The sequence below is a fragment of the Rhodococcus pyridinivorans genome (assembly GCF_900105195.1).
GTDB classification, from domain to species: Bacteria; Actinomycetota; Actinomycetes; order Mycobacteriales; family Mycobacteriaceae; genus Rhodococcus; species Rhodococcus pyridinivorans.
Map to the genome: position 1 here is coordinate 522528 of NZ_FNRX01000002.1, position 13834 is coordinate 536361.

Here is a 13834-nt window from a genome sequence, read left to right on the forward strand (position 1 = left end):
GTGGAAAACGCCTAGACCCCGGAGGCAGTGGTGACCGCTCGTCGGGTGAGTACCCGGGCGAGGTGGCTCCGATACTCGGCGTCGGCATTCCCGTCGGTCATGGGAGCCGTGCCGTCGGTGGCGAGCTCGGCGGCCTCCCGGATCGTCTCGGCCGTCGCGGGCTTACCGATCAGCGATTCCTCGACGCCGCGTGCCCGGACCGGGACGGCTGCCATGTTAGTAAGCGCGATCCTCGCCCGTTCGATGGTGTCGCCGGACGCCTGTAGGGTCGCAGCGACCCCGACGATGGACCACTGCTGGGCCGCGCGATGGAACTTCTCGTAGCGCGCAGACCAGCCCGTGCGCTTGGGAATCCGGACCTCGACGAGGATCTCTCCGGGCTCGACCGCGGTCGTGAAGAAGTCCTGGAAGAAGTCGTCCGTCGCGATGGTGCGACGCCCGGACGGACCGGCCACGGTGAAGGTCGCCTCGAGCGCCACGGCAGGCGCCGCGAGATCCCCGGCCGGGTCGGCGTGCACGAGCGACCCGCCGAACGTGCCGCGGTGCCGGATCTGGGGATCGGCGACGGTCGCCGTCGCCTCGGCCAGCAACCGTGCGTGCTCCGCGACGAGCGGGTCGTGCAGCACATCGTGGTGGGTGGTGGTCGCGCCGATCACCAGGGCGTCGCCGTCGTCGCGGATGCCCCGCAGTTCGGGGATCCTGCCGAGGTCGACGAGCACGGTCGGTGCCGCCATCCGCAGGCGCAGGACGGGCATGAGGCTCTGCCCACCGGCGATGACCTTCGCGTCCTCACCGGCCTCGGTCAGCGCGGCGACCGCTTCGTCGACGCTCGACGGGGCGACGTAGTCGAACGGGGCCGGTATCATTTCGTGCCTCCTCGGGCGTCGCGGAGCGCGTGCCAGATCCGCATCGGTGTACAGGGCATCTCGACGTCGGTGACGCCGAACGGCCGGACCGCGTCGAGTACGGCGTTGACGACGGCCGGGGTGGAGGCGATGGTTCCTGCCTCGCCGACACCCTTGACACCCAGCGGATTACCGGGTGCCGGAGTGTCGGTGCGATCGGTGACGAAGGGCGGCAGATCCACCGCGGTGGGTAGCAGATACTCGGCGAACGACGAACTCAGCAACGTGCCCGACTCGTCGTGCACCGCTTCCTCGTAGAGGGCCTGGGCGATACCCTGGGCGAGTCCGCCGTGCACCTGACCCTCGACGATGAGCGGATTCACGACGTGCCCGACGTCGTCGACGCACACGTACTTGCGGATCCGCGCGTGCCCCGTCTCGGTGTCGACCTCGATGGCGCACAGGTGGGTGCCGTGCGGGAACGAGAAGTTGTCGGGATCGTAGGTCGCCTCGGAGTCGAGGTTCGGTTCGACACCGTCGGGCAGGTCGTGCGCGGCGAACACCGCGAGCGCGACGTCGGTGAGCCCGACGGACTTCGAGGTGCCCTTGACGCGGAACTGTCCTGCCTCGAAATCCAGATCGTCCTCGGAACATTCGAGCAGGTGTGCGGCGATCGGCCGGGCCTTGGCGACCACCTTCTCGGCGGCCTTCACGACCGCGATGCCGCCGACGGCGAGCGAGCGGGAGCCGTAGGTGTCGAGACCGCGCGGTGAACTCTGCGTATCGCCGTGCAGGATCTCGATGTCCTCGAACGGGATTCCGAGCCGGTCGGCGACGATCTGGCTCCACGCCGTCTCGTGGCCCTGACCGTGGGCGGACGAACCGGTGACGACCTCCACCTTGCCGGTGGGGAGCATGCGGATCGCGGCGTGCTCCCAGCCGCCGGCGCCGTAGGAGAGTGAACCGAGCACCCGCGACGGGGCCAGGCCGCACATCTCCGTGAACGTGGAGACACCGAGACCGAGCTGCACCGGGTCGTTGCGCTCGCGTCGTTCGGTCTGCTCGCGCCGTAATGCGTCGTAGTGGAACAACTCTCGGGCCTTGGCGGTCGCGGCCTCGTAGTTGCCCGAGTCGTAGGTCAGGCCCGCGACGGTGTCGAACGGGAACTCCTCGTGCTTGATCCAGTTCTTCTCGCGGAGCTCGAGGGGATCCATGGACAGTTCGACGGCGAGCTCGTCCATGATGCGTTCGATCGCGAAGGTGGCCTCGGGGCGTCCGGCGCCGCGGTAGGCGTCGGTGGGCACCTTGTTGGTGAACACGTTGGTGCAGGCGAACCGGTACGAGTCGAACTTGTAGATGCCGTTGAACATGAACGCGCCGAGGATCGGCACACCCGGGGTGACGAGACGCAGGTAGGCGCCCATATCGGCGAGCAGTTCCACCTTCAGGCCCGTGACGGTGCCGTCGCGGCGCGCGGCGAGGGTCAGCTTCTGGACCTGGTCGCGGCCGTGGTGCGCGGCGAGCATCGACTCGCTGCGCGTCTCGGTGTACTTGACGGGCTTGTGTAGGCGACGCGCGATGAGGAGCGTGAGCACCTCCTCCGGCGTGACCTGCAGCTTGCCGCCGAAACCACCGCCCACATCGGGGGCGATGACGCGCAGTTTGTGCTCGGGGAGACCGAGGGTCATCGCGAGCATCAGCTTCAGCACGTGCGGGACCTGGGTCGCCGACCACATGGTGATCTGCGAGGCGGTGGGGTCGACGACGACCGATCGCGGTTCCATGAAGGCCGGGATGAGCCGCTGCTGCCGGAAGGTCCGTTCGACGACCACCTCCGCGTCGCGGATCGCGTCCTCGACGTTGCCGCCGCTGCCGGCCTCGGCGGAGTCGAACACCCATGTCGCGCTGACGTTGGTGCCGAGATCGGGGTGGACGAGGTCGCCGTCCTGCGCCGCGCTCTCGAGATCGAGCACGACCGGCAGGTCCTCGTAGTCGACGTCGATCGCGTCGAGGGCATCGTGGGCCTCGTATGCGCTGCGGGCCACCACGACTGCGACGGCCTCACCCGCGAACCGCACGGTGTCGACGGCCAGGGCCGGGGCGTTCGGGGTCTTCATGTCCTCGGTGATCGGCCACGCGCACGGCAGGCTGCCCTGCTCCTCGGCGAGGTCGGCGCCCGTGTAGACGGCGACGACCCCCGGCTTGCCCCGGGCCTCGGAGACGTCGAGTCCGGTGATGCGGGCGTGCGCGATCGGGCTGCGCAGGATCGCGGCGTGCAGCATCCCAGGGAGCACGATGTTGTCGGTCCAGCGCGTGCGGCCGGTGATGAGGTGCTCGTCCTCCTTGCGGCGGCGTGCCCGGCCGAGTTCGGATTCGCCGGTGCCCTCGTCGGTGGTGGGATCCACGGTGCTCGTCATCGTCATACCTCCTGCGTGGCGGCCGGGTTCTTGCGCAGTCGCTGAGCGGCGTCACGCGCAGCGGCCACGATGTTCTGGTATCCGGTGCAGCGGCACAGATTTCCTTCGAGACCGTGCCGTACGTCCTCGTCGCTCGGATCGGAGTTCTCGGAGAGCAGGTCGATGGTCGCCATGATCATCCCAGGCGTACAGAAGCCGCACTGCAGGGCGTGCTTTTCGCGGAACGCCTCCTGGACCGGATGCAGGCTGCCGTTCGTGGTGAGCCCTTCGACGGTGGTGACCGAGTGTCCGTCGGCCTGTACCGCGAGCATCGAGCACGACTTGACGCTGCGGTCGTCGAGCAACACGGTGCAGGCGCCGCAGTTGCTCGTGTCGCAGCCGACCACCGTGCCCACCTTCCCGAGTCGATCTCTGAGGTAGTGGACGAGAAGCAGTCGCGGTTCCACGTCGTCCGTGTACTGCGTTCCGTCTACGGTGACAGTGATGCGCATCGATCCTCCAAGTGCCTCGCGTAGCGCAGTGATACAGATCACTGACACTCTGCTGCATATCGCGCGTCGAAAGGACCCGAATCGCCGAAATCGCCTTTGGGCTCGCGTCGATCGGAGGCGGGATCGTCACGAGACACGCCGGCTGGTCGAGGCGGAGGGCGCCAAGGAACATCTGGTGCACTACACGACCAGCAAGCACGCCCTCGTCGGGATGGCGCGGGCCTTCGCCGCCGAACTCGGACAGCACGACATCCGGGTCGACAGCATCCACCCGGGCGCGGTGAACACCCCGATGGGATCCGGTTCGATGCGCGACCGCATCGCCCAGACCGCCGAGAGCAACCCCGGCTCGGCGGCATGACCATGCCCTTCCTGAACAAGTACATGGCCGAGGCGGACGAGATCGCGAACATGGTCGCCTCGCGTCCGACGAGTCCGTCTTCGTCACCGCCCAGAGCTTCGCGATCGACGGTGGTGCTCAGTACTTCTGAGCGCCGATGTGCTCCTCGTGGGCGTGGATCGGTCCGCGTGTCTCCGCGAGGCGGCCGCCGCCCCCGCCCCAGCGCAGCGCGATGATCTCCGCGGCGATCGACACCGCGGTCTCCTCCGGGGTGCGGGCCCCGAGATCCAGACCGATCGGCGACGACAGGCGCGCCAGTTCCTCCTCGGTCAGTCCCGTCTCCCGCAGACGCTCCATCCGGTCGTCGTGTGTGCGGCGCGACCCCATCGCCCCGACGTAGGCCACGTCGAGCCGTAGGGCGACTTCGAGGAGTGGCACGTCGAACTTCGGGTCGTGGGTGAGTACCGTGATGACGGTGCGGGCGTCCACACGTCCGGCCTCGGCCTCGGCCGCGAGATAGCGGTGCGGCCAGTCGACGATCACCTCGTGGGCGCCGGGGAAGCGGGCCTCGGTGGCGAACACCCCGCGCGCGTCGCACACCGTCACCGTGTAGCCCAGGAACGAGCCGAGCCGGGCCATCGCCGACGCGAAGTCGATCGCCCCGAACACGATCAGCCGCGGCGGGGGCTGGAAGACGTTGACGAACACCGACATCCCCTCGCCGCGACGCTCACCGTCGGTGCCGTAGTGAAGGGTGCCCGAGCGTCCCACCTCGAGCAGGCCGCGCGCGTCGTCGACGACGGCGTCGTACATGCGGGACGAGGCGAGCTGTCCGTCGGCGCGGTCGCGCCACACGACCATCCGTCGTCCCCGTAACGCCGGGTCGGGATGGGCGGTGACGGTCGCGAGCGCGACGGGTTCGCCCGCGCGGACGGAGTCGAGCAGGTCGGTGAAGGCGGGGAAGGACGCGGCGTCGATCCGTTCGACGAAGACGTCGATGATGCCGCCACAGGTCAGGCCGACGGAGAACGCGTCGTCGTCGGAGACCCCGTAGCGTTGCAGCACCGGCTGCCCGCTGTCGATGACCGACCGGCCGAGTTCGTAGACGTCGCCTTCGACGCACCCGCCCGAGACGCTGCCGGTGACGGTGCCGTCCTGCGCGACCAGCATCGATGCACCCGGCCCCCGGGGCGCCGAACGGAAAGTCGAGACCACGGTGCCTACCGCGACGGCCTCCCCGTCCCGGTACCGCCGGTCGAGCTCGTCCAGAATTTCACGCACGCCGAACCTCCTCGAGAAGTTCTTCCAGTGTCGCAAGGCTGTGTCCCGCGAGCAGACGATCGATGTGCGGCAGGGCCGCGGAGATACCCGACTGGATCGGTTCGTATCCGGCGCCGCCGGCGTGCGGGTTCACCCACAGCACGCGGTGCGCGAGGCGATGCAGCTGCGCCATGCGTTCCCCGAGCTGCGAGGTGTCGCCGCGCTCCCAGCCGTCGGAGAAGATCACCACCACCGCGCCGCGCGCGAAACCTCTGCGCCCCCAGCGGTCCAGGAACGCGCCGAGCGTGTCGCCGAGACGTGTCCCGCCCGCCCAGTCCGGTACCGCACGCGAGGCCCCGGCGAGCGCGATCTGCGGGTCGCGGGCACGCAGCGCACGCGACAGGCGGGTCAGCCGCGTGCCGAGGGAGAACACCTCGGTGGACGACGGCGCGGCACGCGTGACGACGTGCGCGAACCGCAGGAGCGCGTCGGCGTAGGGACTCATCGAGCCGGACACGTCGATCAGCAACACCACCCGGCGCGGTCTCGTCGCTCGTGCCCGGTGCCGCGGCCGGACGGGTTCGCCTCCGCCCGCCAGCATGTCGCGCAGGGTGTGCCGCGGGTCCACCGGCCCGCGGCGGGAGGGCTTCGACCGCAATCCCCGACGCGTCGGGGGTCGGGGCTGCAACCGCGCGAGCAGTTCGGCGAGGTGAGCGCGTTCGGCGGTCGTCAATTCGGCCACGTCGCGGTGCCGGAGGACGTCGGTGTCGTCCGCCGCGACCTGCAGGCGTGGCGCGTCGTCACCGGAATCGCCCTCGGCGCCCTCGCTGCGGGACAGCGCGGCGATCCGTGCGGTGCGGGTGCGTTGCCCGTGGGTACGCGAGCCGGTGGGGACGGTGTCGCCGAACCAGTGGACGAAGACCACGTCGTAGCGGGCCGTGTCGTCCGGTGTGCGGCACAGCGTGGCGCGGCCTGCCCAATAGACCTGCACGGGATCCCCGACGTCGACGTGTGCGAGGGCGTCGAGATAGGTGGCGGTGGCGTCGAGGGCGACGGGCAGACCGGCGGCGGCGAGGGCGCGGCAGAAGCCGGCCAACCCGGCGACCGATCCGGGGGCGGTCGTCATCCGGCCCTCGAGAGGTCGAGTCCGGCGCGGGTGACCCGGTCGATGTCCTCGCGGTACTTCAGTACGGCACCGAGTGTCGCCGCAGCGGTCGCTGCGTCGAGGACGTCGCGGTCGAGGGCGACCAGTGCGCGCGCCCAGTCGAGGGATTCGGCGATCCCCGGTGGCTTCAGGAGGTCCTGTTCGCGGAACGAGCGCACCGCGCGGGCGATCTGCTCGGCGAGCGGGTGCCCCAGACCGGGCAGCCGCCGCTGCAGGATCGCGACCTCGCGTTCGAGATCGGGATGCTCCACCCAGTGGTACAGACAGCGGCGCTTGAGTGCGTCGTGCACCTCGCGGGTCCGATTGGAGGTGAGCACCACCAGCGGTGGGACCTCCGCGCGGATCTCGCCCAATTCGGGGATCGTCACCGCGTTCTCGTCGAGCAACTGGAGTAGGAAGGCCTCGAACTCGTCGTCGGCGCGGTCGATTTCGTCGACGAGCAGCACGCACGGTGAGTCGGTGAGCGCCTGCAGCAACGGGCGGACGAGGAGATAGCGCTCCGTGTAGAGGGAACGCTCGGCGGTGTCCGCATCGAGCACACCGTCGCTCGCCGCTTCGAGCGAGCGCAGATGGAGCAACTGCCGGGGAAAATCCCAGTCGTAGAGGGCCTGCGAGGCGTCGATGCCCTCGTGGCACTGCAACCGGACCATCGGCAGATCCAGGGCCTGAGCGAGAGCCGCTGCGAGCGAAGTCTTCCCGGTTCCGGGTTCGCCTTCGCAGAAGAGCGGCCGGCCCATACGCATCGCAAGGAAGACGACGGTCGCCAGTCCGTCGTCGGCGAGATATCCCGTGGTCTCGAGAGCAGCCGAGAGTTTCTCGGGTGAATCGATACGTGTTGCGTCGCCGGTCATGAAGCGAGCCTAGATGCTCACCCGCCTCCCGACCGGCGACTGCGACAACTATCGGATCAACCGTCGGCGTGCGCGAGCGGCGCGAACTCGCCGGTGAACAGTGTTGCGCATCCGGGGCACAACGTCGTGGGATGGATGGCCCAGCCGTTCATCTGGGCATAGAGCTCTGCCTGCAGCTTGCTCTGTGCCGCAGTGCGGTAGCAGTGATCGCAATGGTCGCAACGGAAGACCCACCGGCCACCGGAGATCGGGTCGCGGTGCGGCGTCATGTCCACCTCGATATCAACAACTCGGTATCCGCGAATCGATGTCGTGGAATGGTCGGATCGTGCCGGTTCCTCTCAGGGAACCGACTTGCCCATGACGCGGGCCCACCATCCGTCCAGCGGGCTCGGATCGGGCCAGCGGATCGTGTCGTCTGCGATGTGATTGGGCCGGGATGCCATGTCCTGCTGTCCCTGTCCGGTATTCGGTGAATCGTGCTGTGCGTTGCGCACTGAGGTCACCCCTTATTGCTATCGGTGCGTCATTGGCGGACGCACTCCTACGCACCTCTGAGGCGTTCTTGAATCTTAGCCCGGTTCTACTGAACCGGCCCGGTCTTTCTGCTGTTTGCACAGGTAGAGGAGGTCTAGGAAGTATGCGGCGGGGGAGGGGGTCTGCTGTCCAGGGTGGAGCGCAGACGGTCGTTGTCCTCCTTGAGGGCCGCGTTGTTCGCCTCGAGTTCGAGGATCCGGGCGATTCCGGCGATATTGATTCCGGAGCCCACCAGTTCGACGATCCGTTGGACGATCTCGAGATCGTTGTCGCTGTAGCGACGCGTCCCACCCGCTGTGCGTGCGGGGTTCAGCAGCCCTCGGCGTTCGTACAGGCGCAAGGTCTGCGGGTCGAGTCCCGACAGTTCGGCGGCCACCGAGATGCCGTAGACCCCGCGCCGGGCGCGTAACGGATCTGGCGTCATCGTTTCCTCCGGAGTCGGTCTTCTCGGGTCGCGCTGCGGTCACCCGCGACTTGACCGAACCTTATCACAGGTCCATAATAAATCTGTGTCTACGGACACAGATAATCAACAAAGTGTGGCCGTCACGAACGGCCGGACAGTCGGAGGTGACAGACCGATGTTGATGCGCACCGACCCCTTCCGCGATATCGATCGCTTCACGCAGCAGGTGCTCGGCACCATGGCACGGCCCGCGGTGATGCCGCTCGATGCATGGCGAGAAGGCGACCGTTTCGTCGCCGAGTTCGATCTCCCGGGCGTCGACGCCGACTCGATCGACCTCGATGTCGAACGCAACGTGCTCACCGTGCGCGCGGAACGTCCGGAAGTCGACCGGGACAAGGAATTCGTCTCGACCGAGAGGCCGCGAGGCATCTTCACTCGTAGGCTGTTCCTCGGTGACACCCTCGACACCGATCGGATCGAAGCGCAGTACCGCGGTGGTGTTCTACGCGTGACGATTCCGGTCGCAGAGAAGGCGAAGCCCCGCAAGATCTCGGTGATCGACGCGGAGACGAACGGCCAGGCCGCGATCGAGAAGTGAACCGCTAAGGCGAACCGGGCCCGGGATGATTCCCGGGCCCGGTTCGGCTGCGTCCACTACGGTTTCAGGCAGATCTTGATGGCGCCGTCCTGCTTCTTCTGGAAGATCTCGTACGCGTGCGGTGCGTCGTCGAGCGGGAGGCGGTGGGTCGCGAAGTCGTCGACCCCCAGCGGATCCTCGTCGGTCAGCAGCGGCAGGATCTCCGGGACCCAGTTCAACACGTTGGCCTGACCCATGTGGAGACGGATCTGCTTGTCGAACAGGGTGAGCATCGGCATCGGATCCGCCGCCCCGCCGTACACACCGCTCAACGAGATCGCGCCACCACGCCGCACGACGTCGATCGCGGTGTACAGCGCGTGGAGACGGTCCACTCCGGCCTTCTCCATGAACGGCTCGGCGATCGCCGACGGCAGGAAGCCGGCGGCACTCTGGGCGAGCTTCGCGACGGGCGAGCCGTGCGCCTCCATACCCACGGCGTCGATCACCGAATCGGTGCCGCGCCCGTTCGTCATGTCACGGATCATGTCGCCGGGATTGTTGTCGACCTCGCGCAGATCGACGACCTCGATGCCGCGGGAGGCCGCGCGGGCCAGTCGCTCGGGGACCATGTCCACGCCGATCACGCGGGCACCCTTGTGCACCGCGATGCGGGCGGCCATCTCTCCGATGGGGCCGAGGCCGAGCACCGTGACACTTCCGCCGTCGGGGATCTCCGCGTACTCGACGGCCTGCCACGCGGTGGGCAGCACGTCGGAAAGGTAGACGAAACGGTCGTCGGCCGGCCCTTCCGGGACCTTGATGTGGGTGGCGTCGGCATGGGGGACGCGCAGATATTCGGCCTGCCCGCCGGGCACGCTGCCGTAGAGCTTCGAGTAGCCGAACAGTGCGGCGCCGGTGCCCTCCTCACGGACCTGCGTGGTCTCGCACTGCGAATGCAGGCCGTGGGAACACATGAAGCACTGGCCGCAACACACCTGGAAGGGGATCACCACCCGGTCGCCGGGCTTCAGCTTCGTGACGCCGGAGCCGACCTCCTCGACGATGCCCATCGGTTCGTGACCGAGAATGTCGCCGGGAGTCATGAAGGCTCCCAACACCTCGTACAGGTGCAGGTCGGAGCCGCAGATGTTGGTGGTGGTGACGCGGATGACGGCGTCACCGGCCTCCTGGATCGTCGGATCGGGCACCGTATCGACGCTCACGTTGCGGCGCCCTTGCCATGTCACTGCCTTCATGTCGCTCCTCGGTTCCTCGGGTGCAGGAATGTCGGGCCGTGCCCGGCACGTGTCCCTCGATGCCTACCCCCGCTCGGCGCGGGCAAACGCTGCCCGCGAGCGGGTCCCTGCCGCGCCGCACATGTTTGCGCGTGCCGGAGGAGAGGTATGTCGCCACAGAATCGAATCACCGCGACACATGTCTGTGGCCGCTCTTGCGGGAGCGCAGCCGCACAGAAGGAGGTCAGGTGACCACTTCGGACCCCGAACACCACGGAAGCCAGGATCCCGAACCTTCGCGCACCCCGGATCTCGAGGATTCCCCATCAGCGGGTGGCTCACGCTGCTCGCCGTCGCGGTGATCGTGATCATCTTCGTGGTCGCGATCTTCGGCATCCTGTCCTGACGGTTCGGCCCGAGCCGCCCCGCGGAGCTTCTCGTCAGCGTCCGCGACGCGGTAGCCGCACGACCTGCACGAAGAATTCGTCGATCTGCTTCACGGCACCGATGAACTGGTCGAGATCGACCGGCTTGGTGACGTACGCATTGGCGTGCAGCTTGTAGCTGCGGAGAATGTCCTCCTCGGCCGACGAGGTCGTGAGCACCACGATCGGGATGTCGGACAGTTCCGGATCGGACTTGATCTTCGTCAGCACCTGCCGGCCATCGTACTTCGGCAGGTTCAGGTCGAGCAGGATCAGATCCGGGCGCGGCGCACCCTCGTGGTCGCCCCGGCGGTACAGGAAGTCGAGTGCTTCCGCCCCGTCGCGGACGACGTGTAGGGCGTTGCCGATCTTGTTGTCCTCGAATGCTTCACGGGTCATCAGCTCGTCGCCGGGATCGTCCTCGACCAACAGGACGTCCACCGGTCGGGCAGCGGGATAGGTCACGATCGTGCTCCTCATGACGTTGTCCCCTGCTTCTGCTCGACGGGGCGTGATGCGGTTCCGAGGGTGAAGCAGATTCGAGTGCCCTCGGTATGAGTATCGCCGTACTCGGTGTCGATCCAGATTCTTCCCGCGTGATACTCGACGATTTTCTTGCTCAGCGCCAGTCCGATACCGGTGCCCTGGTAATCGTCGCGAGGATGCAGCCGCTGGAAGATGACGAACACCTTCTCGGCGTACTCGCTGTCGATCCCGATGCCGTTGTCGGTGACGCAGAAGTGCCACCGCGGACCGTCCGACTCGTCCTCGGCCTTTTCGCACTCGATCCTGATCACCGGGGTGCGATCGGGATGGCGGAACTTGATGGCGTTGCCGACCAGGTTCTGCCACAGCATCGTCAGCAGAGTGGGGTCGCCGGTGAGCTCGGGGAGGTCGTCGGGGCGTTCGATCTGCGCCTGTGACTCCTCGATGGAGGCGGAGAGGTTGAACAACGCCTTCTCGAGCGGTCGGCCGAGGTCGACCCGGACGTAGGCGTCGTGGACGCGTCCGACCCGGGAGAAGGCGAGCAGATCGCTGATCAGCACCTGCATCCGTTTCGCGCCGTCCACGGCGTATTCGACGTACTGTCGTCCACGATCGTCGAGGACGTCGCCGTACCGCTTCTCGAGCAGCTGGCAGAAGGACGCGACCTTCCGCAGCGGTTCCTGCAGGTCGTGCGATGCGACGTAGGCGAACTGCTCGAGTTCGGTGTTCGAGCGGCGGAGTTCCTCGGCCTGGGAATCGAGATCCTCGGTCTGTTTCGCGAGCAGGGTCTGCTGCTTCCGGGAGTCCGCCAACGCGTCCGCGATACGACCGCGCATCGTCTCGACGTCCAGGGCGAGTGCCCGGATGTCCTTCGGTCCCTGGGGGTATATGTGCTGGTAGAAGTTCTCCTCCAGCGCGACCCGGCGACTGGCGTTGCGGAGTTTGCTGAGCGGCACGGCGACGAGATTGTGGACGAGGGCCACCATCGCGAGGCCGGTGAGGATGAACGCGATCACCATGGCGATCAGGACCGAGTTGCGGATCGTCCGGGACTGCACGAGATCGTCGAGGTTCTCTTCGAGCACACGGGAGAGCGCGCTGTTCTCCTGGACGAACATCGACCGGATCTCACCGAAGGTCAGCCGGTCCTCCTCTGCCAGGTTCGCATCGACGGGGCGCGGCTGCCCGGGCACGACTGTGGCGATGATCGGCTCTGCATATTGCGTCTGCCACTGCCGGGCGGTGGCGTCGATGGAGTCGATGTCGGCGAGGAGCTCGGGATGGTCGGCGAGGAGTTCACGGAGGCGATCGAGGGCGACCTGCTGATCGGCTCGGCCGGCGCGATACGGCCCGAGGAAGATCGGGTCGGTTGTGAGCGCATACCCGCGGACCGCGGTCTGCTGATCGAGCAATGAGCTCTGCAGCCGGTAGGACTCCGTCATCGCGGGCTGGATCCGCCCGGTCACCTCGTCGGTGATCTGCACGGTGCGCTGGATGAAGATTCCGCCCACGATCGAGCCGAGGACGGCGAAGACCGCGAGGACCGCGAACGCGACCTGGAACCAGCTCTGCACGACCAGCCGCGACGAGAACCGCTCGATGCGCGGTTCGGGAACCGAAGGATCCCTCATCGCCGCACCGTCGCTCCGACCTCGGCGGAACGCACGATACCGATCACATCCACCCCAGCTTCCCGGCCCGTGCCCGATTCGCGCCTACGGGCGACGAATCCCGACGGCGGTGCGGTCCCGAACCTGTCGGTCTGCGAACACACGTATGGACGGGCTGTCTGTTGAACCCGAATGCGAACTGTAGCCGACCGGTGGAGCCGTTCCGATCCGGCCACGGGCCGAACCGGCTGCACCGAGTGCCGGAACGCGACTAGGGTCGGTCGCATGACACGACGAGTGAGTGTGTGGGGTGGCGCGTTCTGGCTCAGTCGGAAGGTTCGCGAGCAGGCGCTCGATGCAGCCCGCGAACTGGAGGAGCTCGGGTACTCCCGGTTGTGGACGTCCGGCGGATTCAAGGACGGCTTCCCCTCCGTCTACGGTGAACTGCTCGCGGCGACGACGACGCTCGAGCTGGCGAGCGGCATCATCAGCATCTGGCACGCCGACCCGGAGACCACGGCGGCTGCGGTCGCCGATCTGGAGTCGCGGTATCCCGGTCGTTTCCTGCTGGGCGTCGGAACGAGTCACGCTCCCGTCGTCGACGCGCGGGAGAACACCAGCTACACCAAGCCCTACAGCCGGATGGTCGAGTACCTCGACGGCCTCGATGTGGCGTCGACGCCGGTGCCCACCGATCGCAGGGTCCTCGCGGCGCTCGGCCCGCGCATGCTGAAGCTGTCCGCCGAGCGCGCGGCAGGAGCCCATCCGTACTTCGTTCCGCCCGCGCACACGGCGGTTGCGCGTGAGGCCCTCGGCTCGGAGCCGTTGCTCGCGCCCGAGGTGGCCGTCGTCCTCGAAACCGACGAGACCGTTGCGCGTTACATCGCCCGCGAGTACATGCGCGGTTATCTCGCGCTGCCGAACTACTCGAACAACCTGCGTCGTCTCGGGTATACCGACGAGGACCTCGCCGACGGTGGCAGCGACGGCCTGATGGACGTGCTCATCCCGTGGGGCGATCTCGACAGCGTCGTCGCCGGCATCGAGAAGCACTACGCCGCCGGTGCCGACGAGGTCGCCATCCAGGTGCTCACCGCGGATCCGTTCACCTTCCCGAGCGAGGGCTACCGGCAGCTCGCGTCCGCGCTGCTGAGCTGAGGCCACCGAACCCCGAGGTCACCGA

The 13834-nt window shown here is 67.6% G+C and carries 14 protein-coding genes and 1 pseudogene; 3 read left to right on the forward strand and 12 right to left on the reverse strand.

Annotated features, from left to right (window positions below):
- Positions 1-11: 11 nt before the first annotated feature.
- From BLV31_RS03125 to BLV31_RS03135, 3 genes are read right to left on the reverse strand one after another with little or no spacing between them, the layout of a single operon-like run.
- Complete coding sequence (locus BLV31_RS03125) at positions 12-866, reverse strand: FAD binding domain-containing protein (RefSeq protein ID WP_064062042.1); 855 nt, start codon at positions 864-866, stop codon at positions 12-14.
- Complete coding sequence (locus BLV31_RS03130) at positions 863-3262, reverse strand: xanthine dehydrogenase family protein molybdopterin-binding subunit (RefSeq protein WP_064062041.1); 2400 nt, start codon at positions 3260-3262, stop codon at positions 863-865. The genes BLV31_RS03125 and BLV31_RS03130 overlap by 4 nt, the downstream gene beginning before the upstream one ends.
- Before the next feature lie 2 nt (positions 3263-3264).
- A complete protein-coding gene (locus BLV31_RS03135) occupies positions 3265-3753 on the reverse strand; it encodes a (2Fe-2S)-binding protein (protein ID WP_064062040.1) in 489 nt (162 codons plus the stop codon).
- Positions 3754-3925: 172 nt separating this feature from the next.
- On the opposite strand from BLV31_RS03135, the pseudogene BLV31_RS03140 reads away from it, so the two are divergent.
- A pseudogene (locus BLV31_RS03140) lies at positions 3926-4244 on the forward strand (SDR family oxidoreductase); the annotation flags it as partial.
- Here the strand turns inward: BLV31_RS03140 and BLV31_RS03145 are convergent.
- The 6 genes from BLV31_RS03145 to BLV31_RS03165 form a co-directional block, all read right to left on the reverse strand.
- Complete coding sequence (locus tag BLV31_RS03145) at positions 4232-5374, reverse strand: XdhC family protein (protein WP_006550767.1); 1143 nt, start codon at positions 5372-5374, stop codon at positions 4232-4234. The pseudogene BLV31_RS03140 and the gene BLV31_RS03145 overlap by 13 nt on opposite strands.
- Complete coding sequence (locus tag BLV31_RS03150; protein WP_064062038.1) at positions 5367-6479, reverse strand: vWA domain-containing protein; 1113 nt, start codon at positions 6477-6479, stop codon at positions 5367-5369. The genes BLV31_RS03145 and BLV31_RS03150 overlap by 8 nt, the downstream gene beginning before the upstream one ends.
- The gene (locus BLV31_RS03155; RefSeq protein ID WP_006550765.1) at positions 6476-7369 is read right to left on the reverse strand and encodes an AAA family ATPase; all 894 of its coding nucleotides are present in this window, start codon (positions 7367-7369) and stop codon (positions 6476-6478) included. The genes BLV31_RS03150 and BLV31_RS03155 overlap by 4 nt, the downstream gene beginning before the upstream one ends.
- 56 nt (positions 7370-7425) lie before the next feature.
- Positions 7426-7638 (reverse strand): hypothetical protein, encoded by a 213-nt coding sequence (locus tag BLV31_RS03160; protein WP_019290577.1) that lies wholly within the window; start codon positions 7636-7638, stop codon positions 7426-7428.
- A gap of 72 nt (positions 7639-7710) precedes the next feature.
- The gene (locus tag BLV31_RS24920) at positions 7711-7875 is read right to left on the reverse strand and encodes a hypothetical protein (RefSeq protein WP_153811622.1); all 165 of its coding nucleotides are present in this window, start codon (positions 7873-7875) and stop codon (positions 7711-7713) included.
- Positions 7876-8000: 125 nt separating this feature from the next.
- Entirely contained in the window at positions 8001-8330 is a 330-nt protein-coding gene (locus BLV31_RS03165; protein ID WP_006550764.1) for a MerR family transcriptional regulator, read from the reverse strand.
- Positions 8331-8487: 157 nt separating this feature from the next.
- Here BLV31_RS03165 and BLV31_RS03170 point away from each other — a divergent pair, with 157 nt between their 5' ends.
- Entirely contained in the window at positions 8488-8913 is a 426-nt protein-coding gene (locus BLV31_RS03170; RefSeq protein WP_019290579.1) for an Hsp20/alpha crystallin family protein, read from the forward strand.
- Between the two features lie 56 nt (positions 8914-8969).
- On the opposite strand, the gene BLV31_RS03175 is transcribed toward BLV31_RS03170, so the two are convergent.
- The 3 genes from BLV31_RS03175 to BLV31_RS03185 form a co-directional block, all read right to left on the reverse strand.
- Positions 8970-10151, reverse strand: a complete 1182-nt coding sequence (locus tag BLV31_RS03175; protein WP_019290580.1) for a zinc-dependent alcohol dehydrogenase — start codon at positions 10149-10151, stop codon at positions 8970-8972.
- A gap of 419 nt (positions 10152-10570) precedes the next feature.
- Positions 10571-11035: a response regulator gene (locus BLV31_RS03180; protein WP_006550760.1), complete on the reverse strand. Its 465-nt coding sequence runs from the start codon at positions 11033-11035 to the stop codon at positions 10571-10573.
- On the reverse strand, positions 11032-12672 hold the full coding sequence (locus BLV31_RS03185) for a sensor histidine kinase (RefSeq protein ID WP_064062037.1): 1641 nt from the start codon (positions 12670-12672) through the stop codon (positions 11032-11034). Before BLV31_RS03185 ends, BLV31_RS03180 begins: the two co-directional genes overlap by 4 nt.
- A 264-nt stretch (positions 12673-12936) precedes the next feature.
- Between BLV31_RS03185 and BLV31_RS03190 the strand changes: the two genes are divergently transcribed.
- A complete protein-coding gene (locus BLV31_RS03190) occupies positions 12937-13809 on the forward strand; it encodes an LLM class F420-dependent oxidoreductase (RefSeq protein ID WP_198387744.1) in 873 nt (290 codons plus the stop codon).
- Positions 13810-13834 lie beyond the last annotated feature (25 nt).